The following is a 21,920-nucleotide window of genomic DNA, read 5'->3' as shown; positions in this document are numbered from 1 at the left end:
GTCCCGTTCGTGGACGGCCCCTGCGGGCGCTCACGGGCCCGCACAGGCGGCGTCCCGCTAGCCGCACGGGGCGCCGCTCCGCGGCCGGGTCCCCGGTGCGCGCAGTCACGAGGGCTAGGCTCTGCCCTCGTGACTGACACCCAGGGGGACGACCGGCCGATCGACGGCGCCGACGGTGCAGGGCACGGGAACCGGGCGACGGCAGGCGGGAGCGCGGTCCGGCACGTCCGGACGCGGCGCGAGCACCGCGCCCTGCGGGCGGTCGGGCTCGTCACGACGGCGGTCCTCGCGTTCGGGGCCTCGGGCGCGACGTCCGTGCTCGTCAGGACGCTGGGGAACGTCGAACAGGTCGACAACAAGGAGCTCGTGGCACCCGAGACCGAGCGCCCGCCGGCTCCGGTACCCGACCCCGAGGACCCGCTCGCCGGGCTCCCCGTGAACCTGGTGCTGATCGGTTCGGACGACCGGTCCGGGGCGAACGCCGACATCGGAGGAGCCGAGGAGGGCATGCGCTCGGACACCACGATGCTCCTGCACATCTCGGCCGACCGCTCGCGGGTCGAGCTGGTCTCGGTGCCGCGCGACCTGAGGATCGCCATCCCGTCGTGCACGGTCACGGGAGGAGGGACGACGCGGGCGTCGTCCCAGGCGACGTTCAACGAGGCGTTCTCCCGGGGCTGGGTCGGCGGCAAGGACCTCGCGTCGGCGGCGACGTGCACGCAGATGACGATCGAGCAGATGTCAGGGGTGCGGACCGACGGCTTCATGGTCGTGGACTTCGCGGGCTTCCAGACCATGGTCGACGCCCTCGACGGGGTGCCGATGTGCATCCCCGAGGACATGGACGACAACGAGTCGAACCTTCACCTCACCGCAGGGACGCAGACCCTGACGGGGGCTCAGGCGCTCGCGCTCGCACGAGCCCGGCACGGGCTGAGCGACGGGTCCGACACCTACCGCATGGGTCGTCAGCAGGCGCTGCTCGCGGCGATGACGAAGTCGGTCCTCTCCCAGAACGTCCTCACGGACCTGCCCAACCTGCTCCAGTTCCTGGACGCCGCGACGAGCTCGCTCTCGATCAGCGGAGGGGTCGACCTCAAGGGGCTCGCGTTCTCGCTGCGGTCGGTGCGCCCCGACGCGGTGACGTTCTTGACGATCCCGTCGGGCCCCCAGCCGGGCAACGTCAACCGCGTGGTCCTGACGGCGGAGGCCGAGGACGTGTGGGCGCGGGTCGTGGCGGACCAACCCGTCGTCCCGGAGGTGGAGGCGCCGCCCGCGCCGACCCCGCCCCAGGGACCGAGCACGCCGACCGGAGCCGACCCGGTCGTCCCGCCGGTTCCGACGACCCCCGTCGACCCCCTGGCCGACCGCAAGCCTGGTGTGGCGATCACCTCGGCGGACGCCCAGGCCGCCTGCTGAGCGCGCGGGACGCGGTCCCGGGCGTCCCGGTGGCTAGGAGGGGTCCGTGCTGCCCGACGACGGCGTGCCGGGCGCCCCGTCCGTCTCACCCGACGGGTTCTCGCGCGGGGCGTCGTCGTCCGACGTGCTGCGCGGCTCTCCTGAGGCGCCACCGGGGGTGGGGCCCGTCGTCGGGCCCTGGTCCGTGCTCTCGCCGCGCGCCTCGCGTCGCCGCTGCTGCTCGAGCTTCCACAGGAAGTCCGGGTCGTCGTCCGGGGCCAGCGGTGCCGCCGGGCGTCGTCGTGCTCCTGGGCGGGCACGACCCGGGGCGGGGGCGCCGCCCGCGGTCGCGTGCCGGGCACGCTGGGTGCGCGAGACGATGATCCAGGCGAGCGGCCCGACGAAGGGCAGGAAGACGATCATCACGATCCACAGGCCCTTGGGGATCCCGCTCCGGTCGTTCTCGTCGCTCGTGGCGCAGTCGGAGAGGGCGTAGACCGCGAGGCCTACGGCGAGCAGAGTCAGCAGGACGCGGGACATGACCCCAGCCTATGCGTCCTGGCAACCCGGAGGCACGAGAGGGCGCGGTTCTGTGCACCCAGGTCGGGCGCCTACCCTGGACGGGTGCCTATGGTCATCTACTCCGCGCTGCGCCTGGCGATCTTCGCGGTCCTCTTCGTCGTCCTGTACGCCCTGAACCTGGGCCACTGGGTCGTGTGCGCGGTCATCGCGGCCGTCCTGGCGTTCCTGGTCTCCTACCTCGCGCTGCGCGGCCCCCGCGAGCGCGCCGCGCAGTACCTCGCCGACCGCGCCGCACGGCGCAAGGCGACCGGCGAGCAGTTCTCGCGCGAGATCGAGGACGACGCGGCGTTCGAGGACGCCGTCGTGGAGGCGGCCGAGACGGCCGGGTCGACCGACCCTGCCGACCGTGCCGACCCTGCCGACGGGCGCACCGACCGCACGGGTCGCGCCCAGGCCCCGAACGCCTAGAGCGCGAGCCCCAGCCCCAGCAGCACCCCGTACCCGAGCTCGAACATCCCGGTCCCTGCGAGGACCGGGACGAGCAGCGGCCCGCGGGCCCCGGCGACGACGGGCAGCGTCAGCAGCACCGCGGGCAGCAGCAGGAGCAGCACGAGCAGCGACCACGGCGCGGCGAACGCGCACACCACGCCCAGCAGGAGCGGGACCCAGATCATGGCCACGTACGCGCGCCGGGCCCGGAAGTCGCCGAGGCGCACGGCGACGGTGCGCTTTCCCGCGAGCACGTCCGTGGGGATGTCCCGCACGTTGTTGATCATCAGGAGCGCGCACGCGAGCAGGCCCACGGCCACGGCTCCGACCCCCGCGACCCACGTCACCCGGTCGGCCTGCGTGTACGTCGTGCCGAGGACCGCGACGAGCCCGAAGAACACGAACACCCCGACCTCGCCGAGGCCCCGGTACCCGTAGGGGTTCTTGCCACCGGTGTAGAACCATGCGGCGACGATCGCGAGGGCCCCGACGGCCAGGAGCCACCAGTGCCCCGTGAGGACCACGAGGCCCAGGCCCAGCACCGCCGCGACGCCGAAGCACGCGAACGCCGCGTTGCGCACCTGGGACGCGAGCGCCGCTCCCGACGCGGTGAGCCGCATGGGCCCGACCCGGTCGACGTCCGTCCCGCGCACCCCGTCCGAGTAGTCGTTCGCGTAGTTCACCCCGACCTGCAGCGCGAGCGCGACGCCCAGCGCCAGGAGGGCAGGCCAGAACGCGAAGGAGTCGACCTGGGCGGCAGCGCCCGAGCCGACGAGGACGGGTGCGGCCGCCGCGGGGAGGGTGCGCAGGCGTGCGCCTGCGACCCATTCGGCAGAGGTGGCCATGGTGCTCCGTTCAGTGGGTGCGTGGTGCTGTGCGGGTGGCGAGATCGGTCACGGCCGCCCGGTCGATCTTGCCCGGCCCGCGTCGGGGCAGGTCTGCCACGACGAACAGGTCGCGAGGTGCGGCGGGCGGTCCCAGCGTAGTCGCGACGGCGTGGCGGGCACGGGCCAGCAGGTCGGGCGCGTGCGCACCGACCCCGCCCGGCCCGGCCGACGGGCGCGCCTCCACGACCGCGACGACGCGCTGCCCCCACTCGTGGTCGGGGACACCGACCACGCAGACCTCGCCGAGGCCCTCGACGTCCGCGAGCGCACGCGCGAGCACGGCCTCGACCGCGGCCGGGGCCACGTTGACCCCGCCCGTCACGATCACGTCGTCCGCACGCCCGAGCACCGTGAGCGCCCCGTCGGGCCCGAGCGAGCCCAGGTCGCTCGTGCGCAGCCACCGGGTCCCGTCGGGGTCGGTGCGGAACGTGGCGGCCGTGAGCGCCTCGTCACCCAGGTACCCCGTGGCCAGCACGGGGCCCGAGATCTCGACGACCCCTGCGGCATCGGGCGGGAGCCGGTGCCCCGTCGACCCGTCGACGACCCGCACCCGCACGCCCGCGAGCGGGACGCCGTCGTACACGCAGCCGCCGCTCGTCTCCGTCATGCCGTAGGTGGTCACGACCCGGGCCCCCGCCTCGCGCGCGGTCGTGAGGAGCGCGGGCGACGCCGCCGCGCCGCCGAGGAGGATCGCGTCGAACGAGAGCAGCGCGTCGAGCGCGGCGGCGCTCCCGGGGCCGGGGTGCAGGAGGCGGTGGAGCTGGGTCGGGACGAGGGAGACGTACCGGCGGCCTGCGTCCATGCGGGCCGCGGCGGCGGCGAACCCGTGCGCGGTGAACGGGGAGTCCAGGTCTGCGGTCACGAGCCTCGTCCCGGCGACGACCGACCGCAGCACGACCTGGAGCCCGGCGACATGAGCGGGGGGCAGGGTCAGGAGCCACTGCGCGTCCCCGCCGAGACGTTCGTGCGTCGCCCGCGCGGACGCGACGAGCGCGTCCGCGCTCAGGGCGACCTCGCGGGGCAGCCCTGTCGAGCCCGAGGTGCGCAGCACGAGCGCGGTGCCGTCGGGCAGCGGACCCGAGAACGCGAGCGGGGAGGGTGCGATCGCCGGCCCGCGCCCGCTCAGTGCGGCCGAGACCGCGGCCCGCAGGTCCGCGACGTCGGCAGGTGCGGTTCCCTCGGCGCGTGGCATCCCTCCAGCGTAGATCGCGCCGTAGTGTGACGAGGAACCAGCGGGACCGACGAGCGTGAGGGCACGGATGGACAGGGTGAGGATGTCGCGGGCCCGGTGGGCGGCGACGGTGGTGGCAGGACTGCTGGTGCTCTCCGGTTGCGGCAGCGGCGCGTCGACCGACGCCCCGACGAGGACCGTCCCGGCCTCGGTCGACGCGACCAAGGCCTCTCCGCCCGCACCCGTCGTGCCTGTCGCGTGGCCGCTCACGGGAGTCCCCACGGAGACCGTGGGCGAGCGCCCGGCCGTGGCCGTGAAGATCGAGAACCTTCCGGCGGCCCGCCCGCAGACCGGGCTGGACCAGGCCGACATGGTCTGGGAGGAGGTGGTCGAGGGCGGGATCACCCGGTTCGTCGCGGTCTTCCACTCCCAGGTCCCGGAGACCGTCGGGCCCATCCGGTCCGTGCGACCCATGGACCCGTCGATCTTCGGCCCGACCGCGGGCGTCCTCGTCTACAGCGGCGGGCAGCCGCCCTTCGTCGCGGCGGTCGGTGACGCAGGCCTGCAGTCGATCGTCCACGACGAGGGCGACGACGGCTTCTTCCTCAAGAAGGGCAAGAGGGCGCCGCACAACCTGTACGGAACCATGGCCGACTTCCTCGCGCAGGCCGAGGGCGACCGCAAGGCCCCACCCGCTCAGTTCGCGCACACCCGGACCCAGGGGCAGGGCACGGCCACGGTGGCCGGTGCGCCCGTCGCGCTCCTCGACGTCAGGCTGACCCACTCGAGCCGGGCCCAGTGGCAGTGGGGCACCGCGGAGAACGCGTTCCTCCGGAGCGAGGGCACGACCCCCGCGGTCTCGTCCGAGGGAGAGCGTCTCTCCGCCGCGAACGTGGTCGTGCTGAGCGTCGAGATGGTCAACACCAAGTTCGTGGACCCGGCGGGGACTCCGGTGCCGGAGACCAAGCTCGTCGGCACGGGGGAGGGGCTCGTGGCGAGCGGAGGCAAGCAGGTCGCGGTGACGTGGTCCAAGGACGCGGTCGAGTCGCCGTTGGTCCTCACGGGGCCCGACGGCGCCCCCGTCCTCCTGGAGCAGGGCACGACCTGGGTCGAGCTCGTCCCGCGCGGGTCCGGGAGCTACGCGGTCAGCTGACGGTCGTCACGGGGCGCTCGCCCGTCGGGGCGTCCAGGCGTCCAGGACGTCCTCGAGTGCTGCGAGCCGGTCGAACCCTCCGCCGGCGACGAAGTGTCCGCCGCCCTCGACGACCGTCAGGTCGGCGTCGAGGACGCGGGCGAGGGTCTCGGTGAGGCGTCGCGGGACGACAGGGTCGTCGTCGGCGACGACGACGTGCCGACGCCGGCTGCGGGCGACGACGGCGCCCGGGTCGAGGGGACGCTCGACGAAGTGGTCGACCTCGGGGATGCCGGGGACCTCCTCGACGAAGCCGGCGACCAGGGCGAGGCCCCCGAGCCGCCACTCGTCCTGCCGGGCGGCGAGGTGCTGGAGGATGCTGACGCACCCCAGGCTGTGCCCCACGAGCACGGTCCCCTCGTCGAGGGGACCGATCGCGTCGGCGAGGGCGTCGAGCCACGCGTCGAGGTCCGGCGCCTGCGAGCGCGGCAGGTCGGGCACGAGGACCTCGACGCCGTGAGGCGTGTAGCGGTCGCGGACCGCTCCGAACCAGTGGTTGTCGGAGGAGGCCCCCAGACCGTGCACGACCACGATCCGGGTCACGGGCGGGGGAGCGTCCAGGGGCTGCGCGACGGGCAGGTCGGTCGTCGCGGCGTCGTCGTCGAGAACGGTCATGCTGGGAACGCTATCGCCTGTCGCGCCGGCCGCGGGCCGCCCGCCACGGGCCGGGGTCGCGACGCACGGGTCAGCGGCTCATCCTCCCGGGGGAGGACCCGCTCACCCCTGAGGCTGACCACGAGGGCGCGAGGTCGAGCCGGTGGGCCGATGTGGTCATCGTGGGGTACGCGGGAACGTAGAGGCATGGCAACGATGAACCCCACCCAGAGCCCGTTCGAGCCCACGTCCACGGTCACCCCGTTCCCGCCCTCGATCGCCCCCACCCGCCCTGCCCTGCGCTCCGAGGACGACGACGAGACCGGCGCACGTCCGGCCGCGTCCGTCGGACCGGTCGTCGTCTCGATCGTCCTGCTGTTCGGGCTCGCGGTCGCGGTGGCCTTCGCGGGCCGCGGCATCGTCCAGATGCTCGCCACGTTCGCGTCCGGGTCCTGACCCTCGTCCCGGCCGCGCGGTCCGGCGACGGAGGTCCCCGTCCCGTGCCGTCCGACCCGGCCCTCGCGTCAGAAGTAGTACGGGAAGTCGTCCCACTGCGGGTCCCGGCGCTCGAGGAACGCGTCGCGCCCCTCGACGGCCTCGTCGGTCATGTACGCCAGGCGTGTGGCCTCGCCGGCGAAGACCTGCTGGCCCGCGAGCCCGTCGTCCGCGAGGTTGAACGCGAACTTGAGCATGCGGATCGCCTGCGGTGACTTGGTCGCGATGACCCGTGCGTACTCGAGCGCCAGCGGTTCGAGGTCCGCGTGGTCCGCGACCTCGTTCACGGCACCCCACTCGTAGGCGTCCTGGGCCGAGTACTCGCGGGCGAGGAAGAAGACCTCGCGGGCGCGCTTCTGTCCGACCTGCCGGGCGAAGAGCGCCGACCCGTAGCCTGCGTCGAACGAGCCCACGTTGGCGTCGGTCTGCTTGAACCGGGCGTGCTCGCGGCTCGCGATGGACAGGTCCGCGACGACGTGCAGCGAGTGCCCGCCGCCCGCGGCCCAGCCGTTGACCACGGCGATGACGACCTTGGGCATGGTCCGGATGAGGCGCTGGACCTCGAGGATGTGGAGCCGCCCGGCCTTGGCGGGGTCGATCGCGTCGGCCGTCTGGGCGTCCTCGCTCGTCGTGTACCGGTAGCCGTCACGCCCCCGGATGCGCTGGTCGCCGCCCGAGCAGAACGCCCAGCCGCCGTCCTTGGCCGAAGGGCCGTTGCCTGTCAGGAGGACCGTGCCGACGTCGGAGGTCATGCGTGCGTGGTCGAGGACCCGGTAGAGCTCGTCCACGGTGTGCGGGCGGAACGCGTTGCGCACCTCGGGCCGGTGGAACGCGACGCGGACCACGGGCAGGTCGCGCTCGTGCGCCTCGCCGTCGCGCGTGCCTCGTTCGACACCGCGGTGGTACGTGATGTCGGTGAGCCCCTCGAACCCGGCGACGGTGCGCCAGGCCTGGGGGTCGAACGTCTCGGACACCTGTGCGGGGATGCTGCTCACGACCGTCACCCTAGCCGCCCGGGACGCGGAACAGGGCCCGGGCCGCGGTGGTGGGGGCCGGCGGGCGCCGGGGGCGGTCCTCGTGCCCTACGGTGTGGTGGTGAGGACCTTGGGGTCTTGACGGCGGTGCGCGCAGTCGTGTAATTCGGTGGAGCCCTTTCTGTGCTCAAGATCATGTCGCAGGTCCTCGTCGTGGGGGATCGTCGGCCTCGAAACCTCCCGAAGGAAGTCACTGATGGCTCCAGAGACCGAGAAGCACGTCCCCCGCAGGCAGGCCCGGGGCACGCAGCGCCGTGACACCATCGTGTCGGCCGCCGCCGAGCTGATCCTGCGCGACGGTCCGTCGAGCGTGACGCACCGGTCCGTGGCCGCGCAGGCGGACGTCCCCCTCGCGGCGACGACGTACTACTTCTCGGGCCTCGACGACCTGCTCGCGGCGGCGGGCCAGCGCATCGTCCGCGACTGGGCGGACCGCGCCCAGGCGATCGGCCACGCGGTCGCGGACGCGGTCGCCGACGGCGGGGTCGACGCACTGAGCACGCGGTCGCGCGCGCTCCTGCTCGTGGACGCCGTGCTCCCGCCGGGGGATCACGGAGAGCTGCTCGGCTTCTACGAGCACGTGGTCAGCGCGGGACGCAGCCCGGTGCTCGCGACCGCGTTCGCGCAGGGCCGAGGAGAGCTCGACGTCGTCGTCGACGAGCTGCTCGCGCAGCTCGGTGTCCGGTTCTCCGCCGTCCTGCTGATCGCGGTCGTGGACGGCGCGGCGGTCACCGCGCTGTGCGAGGGGCGCAACGTGCGCGACCTCGCGGTGGACTGCGTCACCGAGCTGCTCGGCACCTCCTGACGCGCGGCTAGCGCCGCCCCGGGGCCCGGTCCGGAGATAGCCTGTGACCGTGCCTCCCACGCCCCTCTCGACCCCGAGCCCCCGTCTCGTCGCCTGGTCGACGCCCCTGCGCACCCGCTTCCGCGGCCTCGACGCGCGCGACGGTCTGCTCGTGCGGGGCGAGGCCGGCTGGGCCGAGTTCTCGCCCTTCTGGGAGTACGACGACGCCGAGTCCGGCGCGTGGTTGCGAGCGGCGCGGGAGGCGGCGGACGTCGGCTGGCCGGCGCCCGTCCGGGCGAGCGTGCCGGTCAACGTCACGGTCCCGGCGACGGACGCCCAGCGCGCGCACGACATCGTGACGTCGTCCGACGGATGCCGGACCGCGAAGGTCAAGGTCGCGCAGCGCGGCGGAGACGGAGTCGTCGAACCCGTCGACCGGGAGATCGCGCGCGTCGAGGCCGTCCGGGACGCCCTGGGGCCGGGCGGTCGGATCCGGGTCGACGCCAACGGTGGCTGGGAGCTCGACGAGGCCCTGCGGAGACTGCCCCTGCTCGACCGCGCTGCCGGCGGGCTCGAGTACGTCGAGCAGCCGTGCGCGAGCGTCGAGGACCTCGCCGCGGTGCGCCGCGCCACGTCGGTCCTGGTGGCCGCCGACGAGTCGATCCGCCGCGCCGAGGACCCGCTGGCGGTGCTGCGGGCCGATGCCGCGGACGTCGTCGTGCTCAAGGTCCAGCCGCTCGGCGGCGTCCGGGCCTGCCTCGACCTGGCCGAGCGGGTCGGGTTGCCCGTGGTCGTCTCGTCCGCGCTCGAGTCCTCGGTCGGGCTGGCTGCCGGGCTGGCGCTCGCGGCAGCTCTTCCCGAGCTGCCCTTCGCGTGCGGTCTCGCGACGTCCCAGCTGCTGACGCGCGACGTGGTCGACGAGCCGCTGCTGCCTGTGGACGGTGAGATCGTGGTCCGTCGCCCGGAGCCGTCGGCAGCCGCTCTCGCGCGTGCGTCCGCGGACCAGGTCACGGCCGACCGGTGGATCGAGCGGTACCGGCGCGTGGGCGCCCTCCTGGACGGAGCAGCGGCATGAGCGCCGCCGCCGCGTCGGTCCCCCCGCTCCTGCCCCCTGCGGTCGCGGCGGCCCGCGAGATCGTCGCCGGCCTCGTCGCGGACGGGGTGCGTGACGTCGTCGTGTCGCCGGGGTCCCGCAGCGCGGCGCTCGCCTACGCGTTCGCCGCGGCCGACGCGGCGGGCCTGCTCACGCTGCACGTGCGCATCGACGAGCGGGCGGCCGCATTCCTGGCCCTGGGGCTCTCGCGCGGGTCGCGGACGACCGAGGGACCGGACGGGCTGCTCCCGGTCGCCGTGGTGACCACGTCGGGGACGGCCGCCGCCAACCTGCACCCGGCGGTGCTCGAGGCGCACCACGCGGGGGTCCCGCTCGTGCTTCTCACGGCCGACCGGCCGCACGAGCTGCGCGGCACGGGGGCGAACCAGACGACGGACCAGGTCGGGCTGTACGGGTCCGCGGTCCGCCAGGCGGCCGACGTCCCGGCGCCCGACGGGCGGCAGGGGGAGCTCGGAGACCTGCGCGCGGTCCTCGTCCGGGCGCTCGCCGCTGCCCGCGGGACCCGCTCCCGGTATCCGGGACCGGTGCACCTCAACCTGGCGTTCCGTGAGCCCCTCGTTCCTCCGGCGGCGCTGGGAGCGATCCCGGCCGGTACCGACGCGAGCCACCCGTCGCCCAGGAGGACCCTCGTGGCGGGGGTGCGCGACGACGTCGGGCCGTGGCCGCTCGACCCGTCGCGGGCGACCGTGCTCGTCGCGGGCGACGGCGCGGGGGCGGACGCGCGACGGCTCGCCGAGGCGCGGGGCTGGCCCCTGCTCGCCGAGGCGTCGTCGGGGGCCGCTGCGGGCAGCCACGCGATCGCGGCGCACCGGCTCGTGCTGGGCGTGCTGGGGGAGCAGGTCGAGCGCGTCGTCGTCATGGGTCGCCCCACGCTCTCGCGCCCCGTCCAGCGGCTTCTCGCGCGCGCGGACGTCGAGGTGCTCGTCGTCGCCCCCGGGGGAGGCCCCTGGCCCGACGCGGCGCGGTCGGCGAGCGCGATCCTGCCCGGCGTCCCGGTCGAGTGGTGGTCGGGGCCCGCAGGCGACCCGACCTGGCTGGACCTCTGGCGCGGCGCGGGGGAGGCGGCGCGCAAGGTCGTCGCCGACCGGGCGTCCGCCGCAGGCCCGACGACGCCGCTCGCGGTCGCTGCAGCGGTCGCCGAGGCCTCGGGCCCCGACGACGTGCTCGTGGTCGGGTCGAGCAACCCGGTGCGCGACCTCGACCTCGTGGCCGACTGGGACCTCTCGCCGCTCGTGCTCGCCAACCGCGGGCTCGCGGGCATCGACGGGATGCTCTCGACGGCGACGGGGGTCGCGCTCGCCGCGGCGCGCGCGGGTCGGCGCACGCGTGCGGTCGTCGGTGACCTCACGTTCCTGCACGACGTGGGCGGCCTCCTGCGCGGACCGCACGAGCCGGCCGCCGACCTCCAGGTCGTCGTGGTCAACGACGACGGCGGCTCGATCTTCGCGACGCTCGAGTACGGGGCGCTCGCCGAGGACGCCCCCGAGACGGCGACGGCGTTCGAGCGCGTGTTCTCGACGCCGCACGGCGCCGACCTGGCCGCCCTCTGCGCGGGGTACGGGGTCCGGCACCGGCTCGTCACGGGCACCGCGGACCTCCGGGCCGAGCTCGTGCGCGCGCCCCGGGGGGTCGAGGTCGTCGAGGTCCGCGTCGAGCGTGCGGGGCGCCGGGCCGAGGGCGCGGCGCTCGCCGCCGACGTCGCCGAGGCCGTGCAGCGCGCGCTGCCGCGGGGGCACGGCGGCGGCAGCGACCGCGCAGGACGGGACTCCTGAGAACCCTCCCAGGAGCGGTCGGGAACTCGCAGCGAACTCACAGGGACGTTCAAGGGACGTTCCAGCGCCGGGGTGTGAAGTAGTCCTCAGAACGAACGAGGAGGGAACACCCCATGACCGAGAACACCCCGCAGGTCCCTGAGCCCCAGGCTCCCCGCGACGGCGACACCCAGCGCATCGAGGCGCAGCCCACGCAGCAGCTCCCCGTCACCCCGACGACCCCGGCCGCCCCCACGCCGCAGGCTCCCGCGCAGCAGCACTTCGCGGCACCGCACGCGGCCCCCGTCCCCGCGCCGCCGGTGCAGCACGCGCCGCAGCAGCACGCGCCCTACGGCGCGCAGACGCCGTACACCGCGCACGCCCCCTACGCCGCGCAGGGGCAGCACGGCGCCCCGACGAGCACCGCGTACTCCGCGGCCGGCATGCCGCCCGCACCGCATGCCCCGGAGCAGGCTCCGGTCGCGACCAGGCGCAGCAAGACATGGATCCCCGTGGTCGGCGCCGCAGCCGCGGCCGCGGTCCTGGCGAGCGCCGGCACGGCCGGGCTGCTCGGCGTCCTCGACGGCGACGGCTCGACCCGCAGCTCGCTCGCGTCGGTCGGGGAGACCAAGGAGAACTCGACGGTCCCGGTCTCGGACTCGACGTCGGAGAACCCGAACTGGCAGGCCGTGACGAGCGCCGTCGCGCCGTCGGTCGTCTCGATCCAGGTCACCACGGCCGCGGGCGGTGCCGAGGGCTCGGGCGTCGTGATCGACACCGAGGGCCACGTCCTGACGAACAACCACGTCGTCGAGGGTGCGCAGGACGACACCGTCCAGGTCACGCTCAGCGACGGCCGTCTCTACGAGGCGAAGATCGTGGGTCTCGACCCGACGACCGACCTCGCGGTGGTCGAGCTCGTCGACCCGCCGAGCAACCTCACGCCTGCTTCGTTCGGTGACTCCGACGACGTCACCGTGGGCGAGTCGGTCCTGGCCGTCGGCAACCCGCTCGGCCTGGCCAACACGGCGACGACCGGCATCGTGTCCGCGCTCGACCGCCCGGTCGCCGCGTCGGGCTCCGACGGCGGCAGCACCGTGGTCACGAACGCGATCCAGATCGACGCCGCGATCAACCCGGGCAACTCCGGCGGGCCGCTGTTCAACGCGCAGGGTGAGGTCATCGGCATCACCTCGTCGATCGCGACCACGTCGAACCAGTCCGGCTCGATCGGCCTGGGCTTCGCCATCCCGGTGAACCTCGCGAAGAACATCAGCGCGCAGCTCATCGAGAACGGCACGGCCGAGCACGCGTTCCTGGGCGTGAGCATGACGGACGCGACGGCCACGGCCGACGGCGTCACGCGCCGCGGTGCCGAGGTCAAGTCCGTCTCGGACGGCTCCCCGGCCGCAGAGGCCGGCATCAAGACCGGTGACGTGATCGTCGCGATCGACGACAACCCCGTGAGCGGCGCAGAGTCGCTGACCGGGTTCGTGCGCGAGCGTGCGACCGGTGACGTCGCGAAGGTCACGCTGGTCCGGGACGGCAAGACGGTCGACGTCGACGTGACGCTCGCCGCGAAGCCGACGACCACGGACGGTCAGAGCGGCTCGGGCCAGCAGGGCTCGGGCTCCGACCAGGGTGGCTCCGGCCAGCAGCTCCCGGGCTCCGGCCAGGACGGTTCGAGCCCGGACGGCTCGGGCCAGGGCCAGTCCGACCAGACCAGCCCGAACAACCTGCCCAACCCCTTCGACTGGTTCAACGGTCAGGGCTGAGGCAGCACGAGCCGGACCCGGTGGCGTCGGCGGTGACGGTGGGAACCTCCCCCTGTGCCCGCCGTCGGCCGACGCCGCTGCGGTCCTTCGACCGTCCCCCGGTCCGCGTTCCCCCCTGTCGACCGGCGGGACCACCGAGGTGAGGCCCTGTTCCCCTGCAGGTCCCCCTCCGGATGCCCCGGCCCGTACGGTTCGCCGTACGGACCGGGGCGTCGTCGCGTCCGGGGCCGGGGGCGTGCGGGCCCTGGGACTCGGGGGGCCGCTGCTCGAGGCCTACTGGTCGCGGACCGGCAGCGCCTCGTCGTCCGGGGCGGGCTGGGCGGGCACGGCCGGCCCGTCCCACGGCGACGTGAGGACGGGGTCGGCGTCGAGCAGCGCGAGAGTCTTGGTCGACCGCACCTCGGTGGTCGTGTACCCGAGCCCGTCGGCCACGTCGCGGGGCAGGACGTCGGCAAGCGTCACGCGCGTCGCGCGGAACTCCTGGCCCCAGGCCTCGACGGCGGCGACGAGCTGACCGGCGACGGTCGTGCGGTCGGCTGCGGGGTCGACCGCGATCTCGTCGATCTCGACGACCGCGCCGTTGGCCGTGAACGTCAGGCGTTGGCTGGCCAGGAGGTAGCCCACGACGCCCGTCGTGTCCTCGGCGACCAGCAGCAAGGTGTCGAGCGCCCGCAGCAGGGGCCCGACGACGCGGTCGTGCGTGGCCCGGTCCGGTGCGTCCGGCTGGAGGCGGACGACGAGGAGCCAGAGGTCCTCGCGGTCCGCGGTCGTGGCGCGGCGTACGGCGACGTCGCTTTGCGTGGGGGCCAGAGTCATCGTCGTCGCATCGGTCACGGGGTGAACTTAACAGGCGAAACCGCGCGGTTCCCGGAGGTGTCCGTCGAACGGTCCATTCGTCGCGTACTTCACGAAACCACGGGTGGAGTCCGGCGTCCTGGCGCCGTTCCAGCGGTGGATACGCGTCCAGCGTACGGACGTCCGTCTCACTCCCCGAGCGCGTACCGCATGGGCTCGAGCTTGGCCTCGGACTCCGCGAGCTCGGCCGCAGGGTCGGAGGCAGCGACGATGCCGCAGCCCGCGAAGAGACGTACGTGGTGCGGGTCGAGGGAGGACAGCTCGGCCGAGCGCAGCGCGATGCCCCACTCGCCGTCACCGTCCGCGCCGAACCAGCCCACGGGGGCGGCGTAGCGAGCGCGGTCCATGCCCTCGATCTCGCGGATGAGGTCACGAGCCGCGAGGGTCGGCGTCCCGCACACCGCGGCCGAGGGGTGCAGCGCGGCGGCGAGCGCCAGGCTCGTGGGCGCGGGCCGCCCGTCGGCCCCGGCCACGAGGACCCCCGTGACGTCGGAGGCCAGGTGCAGCACGTTGGGCAGGTGCAGCACGAACGGCGCGTCGGGGACGTTCATCGACGAGCAGAAGGGAGCGAGCGCGTCGGCGACCGACGCGACCGCGTACTCGTGCTCCTCGAGGTCCTTGGACGAGCGGGCCAGGTGGGCGGCGCGCAGCAGCGAGTCGTCGTCGGCCTCGGCCCCGCCCGACCGGCGTATCGTCCCGGCCAGCACGCGCGAGGTCACGAGGCCCTTCTCGCTGCGCACGAGCAGCTCGGGGGTCGCGCCGACCATGCCGTCGACCGAGAACGTCCAGCACGCGTCGTACGCGGTCGCGAGACGTCCGAGCATCCAGCGGGGGTCCACGGGACGCTCGGCGGTCGCGACCACGTCCCGTGCGAGCACGACCTTCTCGAGGTCGCCCCGGCGGATGCGCTCGACGCCCTCGGCGACGACCGCGGTCCAGTCGTCCGCGCTGAGCGAGCCGTCGACCGTGGTCACGCGGCCGGGTGCGGCCACGGGCGTGCGGTGGGCCGGGTCGAGGACGGACGCGACGTCGTCGGGCAGGGCGTCGCCCTCCGAGATGCTCGTGACCCACGCCGTGCCTCCGGGACCGCCCCTGCGACCGACGACGACGCGCGGGACCAGGATCGTGCCGCCCGGGCGGGCGTCCCCCGTGGTGCCGGACGCGTCGTCGAACGCGAACGACCCGAACGCGACGAGCCCGCTGCCGGGCAGGGACACGTCGTCGTGCACGACGGCCGCCCCCAGGACCTCCTGCCACGCGGCCTCGGCGTCGGCGAAGCGGCCGGGCCCCCAGGCCTCGAGCCGCAGGGTCTCGCCCCAGCCGACGATGCCGTCGCCGCGCCGCACCCAGGCGAGCGGCCGGGCGTCGGGCAGGAGGTCCGTCAGGGCCGTGAGGTCGTCCGGGAGCCCGTCGGGCAGCCTCGTCGTGCGCACGACGAGGCGAGGGACGGCGGGGGAGCCGGGGGAGCCGGTGCGGGGGGACCCTGCCGGGGCGGTGCCGAGGTCGTCGGGGCCTGCCGGGAGGTGGGAGTGCTCAGTCATCGTCTCCAGCGTAGGCGTGAAACGATGGGCGGCATGTCGCGAGCCAGCCTGGACAAGAAGCCCACCGAGGTCGCCTCCATGTTCGACGGGATCGCCCGTCGCTACGACCTCACGAACGACCTCATCTCCCTGGGGCAGGACCGGCGGTGGCGCAAGCACACGGTCGACGCCGTCGCGGCGCTGCCGGGTGAGCGTGTCCTGGACCTCGCGGCCGGGACGGGCACGTCGAGCGAGCCGTTCGCGGACGAGGGCGTCGAGGTCGTGCCGTGCGACTTCTCGGTCGGCATGCTCCAGGTCGGCAAGCGCCGGCGCCCCGACATGCCCTTCGTCGCGGGGGACGCCACGGCGCTGCCCTTCGCCGACGCCTCGTTCGACGCCGTGACGATCTCGTTCGGTCTGCGCAACGTCGTGGACACGAGCGCCGCCCTGCGCGAGATGCTGCGCGTGACACGCCCGGGCGGGCGCCTGGTCGTGTGCGAGTTCTCCGAGCCCACGTGGAAGCCGTTCCGCGTGCTCTACACCGACGTGTTCATGCGGATGCTGCCGGTCGTGGCAGGGGCCGTGACCAAGGAGAAGGGCTCGTACGAGTACCTCGTCGAGTCCATCAAGACCTGGCCCACGCAGCCCGAGCTCGCGCACCTCATGCTCGACGCCGGCTGGGAGGGTGTCGCGTACCGGAACCTCAGCGGCGGCCTCGTCGCGCTGCACCGCGGGATCCGCCCCGCCTGACGCGCCACACCGAGCGAGGTGCGCCCCGACACGCGGGTCGCGCCTCGCTCCCTGCTGCCCTCCTGCCGCTGCGAGCAGGGTGTTCGTCGTGCAACGAAGGGTTGCCTTGCTACACAATCGCGAGCATGTGTGGCTAGAGTGGCGATGTCCATTGTGAGCGACTTCACAAGGGTGTTACTGAGGCATGCCCGAGGGCGGATCGAGGTGAGAACGTGCGTGACAGGACCGACGACGCGGACGTCATCATCGTGGGTGCGGGCCCCGCAGGGGCCACCGCGGCCCACTACTGTGCCGCCGCCGGACTGAGCGTCCTCCTTCTCGAGAAGGCCTCCTTCCCCCGGGACAAGATCTGCGGCGACGGCCTCACGCCGCGCGCCGTGGGAGAGCTCGTCCGCATGGGCGTCCCCACGCGTGCCGAGGACGGCTGGATCCGCAACAAGGGCCTGCGCGTCGTCGCGAGCGGTCGCCGGTGGGAGCTGCCCTGGCCCGAGCTCAAGGCGTACCCCTCCTACGGGCTCGCCCGCTCCCGCATGAACCTCGACCAGACCCTCGCCGAGCACGCGCAGCGCACGGGCGCCAAGCTCCTCGAGCGCACCAACGTGACCGGCCCGATCCTCGACGAGCGCACCGGCCGGGTCGTGGGCGTCACGGCACGCCCTCTCGACGAGAACGGTCGTCGCGCGGGCGACGAGTACGAGCTGCGCGCCCCGGTCGTCATCGCGGCCGACGGCGTCTCGTCCCGCTTCGCGCTCGCGCTCGGGCTCGAGAAGCGCCAGGACCGGCCCATGGGGGTCGCCGTCCGCACCTACTTCAAGACCCCGCGTCACGACGACGCCTGGATGGAGTCGCACCTCGAGCTGTGGGACGGGCCGGCAGGCAGGTCGAACCTGCTGCCCGGCTACGGCTGGATCTTCGCGCTCGGCGACGGCACCGCGAACGTCGGCCTCGGGTCGGTCAACTCGACCCCCGCCCGCCAGTCCGCCGCGAACGTCGACTACAAGGATCTGTTCGCCAAGTGGATGGCCAACGCCCCCGCCGAGTGGGAGTTCACGCCGGAGAACCAGCTCGGCCCCGTGCGCGGGGCCGCGCTGCCCATGGGCTTCAACCGCAAGCCGCTCTACTCGCGCGGCGTCGTGCTCGTGGGTGACTCGGGCGGCATGGTCAGCCCCTTCAACGGCGAGGGCATCGCGTACGCGATGCAGGCCGCGCGCGTCGCCGCGGACGTCGTCGCGCAGTCCCGTGCCCGCAGCACCGACGCTGCCCGCGAGCGCACGCTCGCGACCTACCCCGAGATCATGCGCCGCGACCTGGGGGGCTACTACACGCTCGGCCGGTACTTCGTGCGGCTCATCGAGCACCCCGAGATCATGCGGCTGTGCACCAAGTACGGGCTGCCTCGGCCGCTCGTCATGCGCTTCGTCCTCAAGCTGCTGTCCGACTGTTACGAACCCCGCGGTGGCGACGTCGTCGACCGGGTCATCGCTGGCCTGACGAGGGTGGTGCCATCGGCATGAGAGTCCTCGGTGCGACGGCAACGACGCCGTCCTCGCTGTACCCGCAGTCACCACCCTCACCCCCCTCGGACCCGGGCCCCCGCCGTTTCACGCGGTCGCCCGACGGCAGCACTCTCGACACGCCCCCGCGCACCCCCCGGAGAGCAGACCGATGACCAACCCGTACGTGCCCGTCCTCGTCCTGATGGGTATCGGCGCCGTCCTCGCTCTCGGCGGAGTCGCCGCGAGCGCCGTGATCGGCCCCAAGCGGTACAACCGCGCCAAGCTCGACGCCTACGAGTGCGGCATCGAGCCCACTCCGCACGCGATCGGCGGAGGGCGCTTCCCGATCAAGTACTACCTCGTCGCGATGACCTTCATCATCTTCGACATCGAGGTGGTCTTCCTCTACCCGTGGGCGGTGGACTTCACGGTCCTCGCCACCTTCGGGCTCGTCGCCATGCTGAGCTTCCTCGCCCTGATCACCGTGCCGTTCGTCTACGAATGGCGCCGTGGCGGGTTCGAGTGGGACTAGCCGGAACCAGTTAGGGAGAACGCAGATGGGGATCGAGGAAGCTCCCTCGGGCTTCTTGCTCACGAGCGTGGAGAACCTCGCGGGGTACTTCCGCAAGGCGTCGCTGTGGCCGGTGACGTTCGGCCTGGCGTGCTGCGCCATCGAGATGATGGCGGCCGGCGCGTCGCGCTACGACCTGTCCCGCTTCGGCATGGAGGTCTTCCGTGCGTCGCCGCGGCAGGCCGACCTGATGATCGTCGCAGGTCGCGTGAGCCAGAAGATGGCGCCGGTGGTGCGCCAGGTCTACGACCAGATGTCCGAGCCCAAGTGGGTGCTGTCGATGGGCGTGTGCGCGTCGAGCGGCGGCATGTTCAACAACTACGCGATCGTCCAGGGCGTCGACCACATCGTGCCGGTGGACATCTACCTGCCCGGTTGTCCGCCGCGTCCGGAGATGCTCATCAACGCGATCCTCGCGCTGCACGACCAGATCCAGGCCGAGCCGCTCGGTGTGAACCGGCGTGAGGCGGCCAAGGCCGCCGAGGCCGCGGCGCTCGAGGCGACCCCGACGTTCCAGATGAAGGGACTGCTGCGGTGACGAGCACCAACGACGGACCGGGCGGCCGTCCGGCCGACGACGTCGCACGCGAGAAGGTCGCCAAGGGGGACGTGCCCGGCGACGAGCTCGCGGCGGGACCCGAGGCGGGCGGCCGCGAGCCGCTCGAGGTCGTCGAGGTCCGCACGGGCATGTTCGGGGCCCAGGGCTCGGGCGACACCTCCGGGTACGGCGGGCTCGTGCGGCCCGTGGTGCTGCCGGGGCCGAGCGCGCGCCCGTACGGCGGCTGGTTCGACGAGGCCGTCGACGTCCTGGCCGAGGTCCTCGCCGAGGGCGGCGTGCGGTTCGAGGACGCGGTCGAGCAGGTCGTGGTGGACCCTCCGGGGCGCCATGCCGAGCTCACGCTGCACGTACGCCGCGACCACGTCGTGACGGTCGCGCGCGCGCTGCGCGACGAGCAGGACCTGCGCTTCGAGCTGAGCATGGGCGTGAGCGGCGTGCACTACCCGCACGACGTGGGCCGCGAGCTGCACGCCGTGTACCACCTGACGTCGGTGACCCACGGGCGCAGCCTGCGCCTCGAGGTCGCCGTCCCGGACGCGGACCCGCACATCCCGTCGACCACGTCGGTCTACCCGTCCAACGACTGGCACGAGCGCGAGACGTGGGACTTCTTCGGCATCGTGTTCGACGGCCACCCGGCCCTCGCCCGCATCGAGATGCCCGACGACTGGCCCGGCCACCCGCAGCGCAAGGACTACCCGCTCGGCGGCATCCCGGTCGAGTACAAGGGCGCCACGGTGCCCCCGCCGGACCAGAGGAGGTCGTACTCGTGAGCACCACCACCCCCCACGCCACGAAGGCGCCGTACGGGGACTTCGACCCGGGCATCCCCAGCTTCGAGGCCTCGGGCGGCGACTGGGCGGACATCGCCGCAGAAGCAACCCAGCTCGGCGAGGAACGCATCGTCGTCAACATGGGTCCCCAGCACCCGTCCACGCACGGCGTGCTGCGGCTCATGCTCGAGATCGACGGCGAGACGGTCACCGAGGCCCGCTGCGGCGTCGGCTACCTGCACACGGGCATCGAGAAGAACATGGAGTACAGGACCTGGACCCAGGGGGTCACGTTCTGCACCCGCATGGACTACCTCGCCCCCCTGTTCCAGGAGACGGCGTACTGCCTCGCGGTCGAGAAGCTCCTCGGGATCACGGACGACGTGCCCGAGCGCGCGAGCATCATCCGCGTCCTCATGATGGAGCTCAACCGGATCGCGTCCCACCTGGTCTGCCTGGGCACGGGTGGCAACGAGATGGGCGCGACGACCGTCATGACCATCTCCTTCACGGCGCGAGAGGAGATCCTGCGGGTCTTCGAGGCCGTCACGGGCCTGCGCATGAACCACGCGTACGTGCGTCCGGGCGGCGTGGCGCAGGACGTCCCGCCGGACGTCGTGGCGCAGATCCGCAAGGCCGACCCGCTGATCCGCGGCTACCTCGGCCAGCTCGGCGACCTCATGCTCGCCAACCCGATCTTCAAGGGGCGCCTCCAGGGCGTCGGGCACCTCAACCTCTCGGGCTGCATGGCGCTCGCGATCACGGGCCCGGTGCTGCGCTCGACGGGCCTGCCGTACGACGTGCGCAAGGCCGCCCCGTACTGCGGCTACGAGACGTACGACTTCGACGTCCCCACCTCGGACGAGGCCGACTGCTACTCGCGGGTCGTGCTGCGCCTCGAGGAGTGCTACCAGTCGCTGCGGATCGTCGAGCAGTGCCTCGAACGCCTCGAGGCCACGGCGGGCCAGCCCGTCATGGTCGCCGACAAGAAGATCGCGTGGCCCGCTCAGCTCGCGGTCGGCGCGGACGGCCAGGGCAACTCGCTCGACCACATCCGCGAGATCATGGGCACCTCGATGGAGGCCCTGATCCACCACTTCAAGCTGGTCACCGAGGGCTTCCGGGTCCCGGTCGGCCAGGTGTTCCAGTCGGTCGAGCACCCTCGTGGCGAGCTCGGCGTGCACCTGGTGTCCGACGGCGGCACGCGCCCCTACCGGGCCCACTTCCGTGATCCTTCGTTCAACAACCTGCAGGCGGTCGCCGTGATGTGCGAGGGCGGCCAGGTCGCCGACGTCGTCGTCGCGGTCGCCTCGCTCGACCCGGTGCTGGGAGGGGTGGACCGATGACGCTCGAGGCCAGAAGGTCCGGATACGACGAGGCGACGTACGCGCGCCTCGCCACGGACACCGCGGCGATCATCGCCCGGTACCCGGAGAAGAGGTCGGCGCTGCTGCCCATGCTGCACCTGGTGCAGTCGCAGGACGGCTACGTCTCGCGCGACGGCATCGCGTTCTGCGCCGAGCAGCTCGGCATCACGGCCGCCGAGGTCTCGGCCGTCGCGACCTTCTACACGCAGTACAAGCGCCACCCGAACGGGACCTACACCGTGGGCGTGTGCACCAACACGCTGTGCGCGATCATGGGCGGCGACGAGATCTTCGACGAGCTCTCGGAGCACCTGGGCGTCGGGCACGACGAGACGACCGACGACGGGGCCATCACCCTCGAGCGGGTCGAGTGCAACGCGGCGTGCGACTACGCGCCCGTCGTGATGGTCAACTGGGAGTTCTTCGACAACCAGACCCCCGCGGGCGCCACGCAGCTCGCCGACCGCCTCCGGGCGGGCGAGGACGTCGCCCCCACGCGCGGCGCCGCCTCGGTCTGCACGTTCAAGCAGATGAGCCGGGTGCTCGCCGGGTTCCCGGACGGCCGCGCGGACGAGGGCGTCGGGGCAGGCGGTCCCACGCTCGCAGGGCTCCGCCTGGCCCGTGAGCACGACTGGACCGCGCCCGGTGGCGCGGCCCCGGAACAGGCCGACGGCCCGGCCGCGGACGCGGGCGCGGCGGCCGCGGAGGGCGCCTCCGCCGTCGGGCAGGAGCAGTCCAGCGCGGAGCGCAAGCCCACCACGCCCGCCGACGCCACGGGCGCCACGCCCGACGCCTCGAAGGGGAAGCAGCCGTGAGCGAGAAG

General features: G+C 73.6%; 22 protein-coding genes. 15 read left to right on the top strand and 7 right to left on the bottom strand.

Annotated features, from left to right (window positions below):
- The first annotated feature begins 129 nt into the window (after positions 1-129).
- Positions 130-1,419 (top strand): LCP family protein, encoded by a 1,290-nt coding sequence (locus ACFRCR_RS01800; protein ID WP_377674997.1) that lies wholly within the window; start codon positions 130-132, stop codon positions 1,417-1,419.
- Between the two features lie 33 nt (positions 1,420-1,452).
- Here ACFRCR_RS01800 and ACFRCR_RS01795 read toward each other — a convergent pair whose 3' ends face one another.
- Positions 1,453-1,938 carry a PLD nuclease N-terminal domain-containing protein gene (locus ACFRCR_RS01795; RefSeq protein ID WP_377674995.1) on the bottom strand — a complete coding sequence of 162 codons (486 nt, stop codon included), beginning with the start codon at positions 1,936-1,938 and terminating at the stop codon, positions 1,453-1,455.
- Between the two features lie 90 nt (positions 1,939-2,028).
- Here ACFRCR_RS01795 and ACFRCR_RS01790 point away from each other — a divergent pair, with 90 nt between their 5' ends.
- Complete coding sequence (locus ACFRCR_RS01790; protein ID WP_377675005.1) at positions 2,029-2,388, top strand: DUF4229 domain-containing protein; 360 nt, start codon at positions 2,029-2,031, stop codon at positions 2,386-2,388.
- On the opposite strand, the gene ACFRCR_RS01785 is transcribed toward ACFRCR_RS01790, so the two are convergent.
- A complete protein-coding gene (locus tag ACFRCR_RS01785; protein WP_377674993.1) occupies positions 2,385-3,254 on the bottom strand; it encodes a 1,4-dihydroxy-2-naphthoate polyprenyltransferase in 870 nt (289 codons plus the stop codon). The two genes, ACFRCR_RS01790 and ACFRCR_RS01785, sit on opposite strands and share 4 nt — an antisense overlap.
- Before the next feature lie 10 nt (positions 3,255-3,264).
- Positions 3,265-4,488, bottom strand: a complete 1,224-nt coding sequence (locus ACFRCR_RS01780; RefSeq protein WP_377674992.1) for an AMP-binding protein — start codon at positions 4,486-4,488, stop codon at positions 3,265-3,267.
- Positions 4,489-4,570: 82 nt separating this feature from the next.
- Between ACFRCR_RS01780 and ACFRCR_RS01775 the strand changes: the two genes are divergently transcribed.
- Positions 4,571-5,620, top strand: a complete 1,050-nt coding sequence (locus ACFRCR_RS01775) for a DUF3048 domain-containing protein (RefSeq protein WP_377675003.1) — start codon at positions 4,571-4,573, stop codon at positions 5,618-5,620.
- 6 nt (positions 5,621-5,626) lie between these two features.
- On the opposite strand, the gene ACFRCR_RS01770 is transcribed toward ACFRCR_RS01775, so the two are convergent.
- On the bottom strand, positions 5,627-6,274 hold the full coding sequence (locus tag ACFRCR_RS01770) for an RBBP9/YdeN family alpha/beta hydrolase (protein ID WP_377674990.1): 648 nt from the start codon (positions 6,272-6,274) through the stop codon (positions 5,627-5,629).
- 186 nt (positions 6,275-6,460) lie between these two features.
- On the opposite strand from ACFRCR_RS01770, the gene ACFRCR_RS01765 reads away from it, so the two are divergent.
- Positions 6,461-6,709, top strand: a complete 249-nt coding sequence (locus tag ACFRCR_RS01765; protein ID WP_377674988.1) for a hypothetical protein — start codon at positions 6,461-6,463, stop codon at positions 6,707-6,709.
- A 68-nt stretch (positions 6,710-6,777) separates the two neighbouring features.
- On the opposite strand, the gene ACFRCR_RS01760 is transcribed toward ACFRCR_RS01765, so the two are convergent.
- Entirely contained in the window at positions 6,778-7,743 is a 966-nt protein-coding gene (locus tag ACFRCR_RS01760; protein ID WP_377674986.1) for a 1,4-dihydroxy-2-naphthoyl-CoA synthase, read from the bottom strand.
- 235 nt (positions 7,744-7,978) lie between these two features.
- On the opposite strand from ACFRCR_RS01760, the gene ACFRCR_RS01755 reads away from it, so the two are divergent.
- The 4 genes from ACFRCR_RS01755 (at position 7,979) to ACFRCR_RS01740 (ending at position 13,206) form a co-directional block, all read left to right on the top strand.
- Positions 7,979-8,587, top strand: a complete 609-nt coding sequence (locus tag ACFRCR_RS01755) for a TetR/AcrR family transcriptional regulator (protein ID WP_191797507.1) — start codon at positions 7,979-7,981, stop codon at positions 8,585-8,587.
- 43 nt (positions 8,588-8,630) lie between these two features.
- The gene (locus tag ACFRCR_RS01750) at positions 8,631-9,641 is read left to right on the top strand and encodes an o-succinylbenzoate synthase (RefSeq protein WP_377674983.1); all 1,011 of its coding nucleotides are present in this window, start codon (positions 8,631-8,633) and stop codon (positions 9,639-9,641) included.
- A complete protein-coding gene (menD, locus tag ACFRCR_RS01745; protein WP_377674981.1) occupies positions 9,638-11,452 on the top strand; it encodes a 2-succinyl-5-enolpyruvyl-6-hydroxy-3-cyclohexene-1-carboxylic-acid synthase in 1,815 nt (604 codons plus the stop codon). The genes ACFRCR_RS01750 and menD overlap by 4 nt, the downstream gene beginning before the upstream one ends.
- Positions 11,453-11,565: 113 nt before the next feature.
- Complete coding sequence (locus tag ACFRCR_RS01740) at positions 11,566-13,206, top strand: S1C family serine protease (RefSeq protein ID WP_377674979.1); 1,641 nt, start codon at positions 11,566-11,568, stop codon at positions 13,204-13,206.
- 273 nt (positions 13,207-13,479) lie between these two features.
- On the opposite strand, the gene ACFRCR_RS01735 is transcribed toward ACFRCR_RS01740, so the two are convergent.
- A complete protein-coding gene (locus tag ACFRCR_RS01735) occupies positions 13,480-14,022 on the bottom strand; it encodes a GNAT family N-acetyltransferase (protein ID WP_377674977.1) in 543 nt (180 codons plus the stop codon).
- Between the two features lie 167 nt (positions 14,023-14,189).
- Positions 14,190-15,602 carry an isochorismate synthase MenF gene (locus ACFRCR_RS01730; protein WP_377674974.1) on the bottom strand — a complete coding sequence of 471 codons (1,413 nt, stop codon included), beginning with the start codon at positions 15,600-15,602 and terminating at the stop codon, positions 14,190-14,192.
- Positions 15,603-15,635: 33 nt separating this feature from the next.
- On the opposite strand from ACFRCR_RS01730, the gene ACFRCR_RS01725 reads away from it, so the two are divergent.
- The 7 genes from ACFRCR_RS01725 to nuoE all read left to right on the top strand — a co-directional run bounded on the left by ACFRCR_RS01725 (position 15,636) and on the right by nuoE (position 21,912).
- Entirely contained in the window at positions 15,636-16,331 is a 696-nt protein-coding gene (locus ACFRCR_RS01725; protein WP_138825663.1) for a demethylmenaquinone methyltransferase, read from the top strand.
- A gap of 212 nt (positions 16,332-16,543) precedes the next feature.
- Positions 16,544-17,845, top strand: coding sequence for a geranylgeranyl reductase family protein (locus ACFRCR_RS01720; RefSeq protein ID WP_191796949.1), 1,302 nt, complete (start codon positions 16,544-16,546; stop codon positions 17,843-17,845).
- A 151-nt stretch (positions 17,846-17,996) separates the two neighbouring features.
- On the top strand, positions 17,997-18,359 hold the full coding sequence (locus ACFRCR_RS01715; protein WP_056649801.1) for an NADH-quinone oxidoreductase subunit A: 363 nt from the start codon (positions 17,997-17,999) through the stop codon (positions 18,357-18,359).
- 25 nt (positions 18,360-18,384) lie between these two features.
- Positions 18,385-18,936: an NADH-quinone oxidoreductase subunit B family protein gene (locus tag ACFRCR_RS01710; RefSeq protein WP_138825659.1), complete on the top strand. Its 552-nt coding sequence runs from the start codon at positions 18,385-18,387 to the stop codon at positions 18,934-18,936.
- Between the two features lie 71 nt (positions 18,937-19,007).
- Entirely contained in the window at positions 19,008-19,730 is a 723-nt protein-coding gene (locus ACFRCR_RS01705) for an NADH-quinone oxidoreductase subunit C (protein ID WP_377675001.1), read from the top strand.
- Positions 19,727-21,076, top strand: coding sequence for an NADH-quinone oxidoreductase subunit D (locus ACFRCR_RS01700; RefSeq protein ID WP_030152010.1), 1,350 nt, complete (start codon positions 19,727-19,729; stop codon positions 21,074-21,076). Before ACFRCR_RS01705 ends, ACFRCR_RS01700 begins: the two co-directional genes overlap by 4 nt.
- Positions 21,073-21,912 (top strand): NADH-quinone oxidoreductase subunit NuoE, encoded by an 840-nt coding sequence (nuoE, locus tag ACFRCR_RS01695; RefSeq protein WP_377674971.1) that lies wholly within the window; start codon positions 21,073-21,075, stop codon positions 21,910-21,912. Before ACFRCR_RS01700 ends, nuoE begins: the two co-directional genes overlap by 4 nt.
- Positions 21,913-21,920 lie beyond the last annotated feature (8 nt).

It is taken from the genome of Oerskovia sp. NPDC056781, assembly GCF_042789955.1.
GTDB lineage: Bacteria > Actinomycetota > Actinomycetes > Actinomycetales > Cellulomonadaceae > Oerskovia > Oerskovia rustica.
The sequence above is the reverse complement of the archived record's forward strand: the minus strand, read 5'-3'. Positions and strand labels throughout refer to the sequence as shown.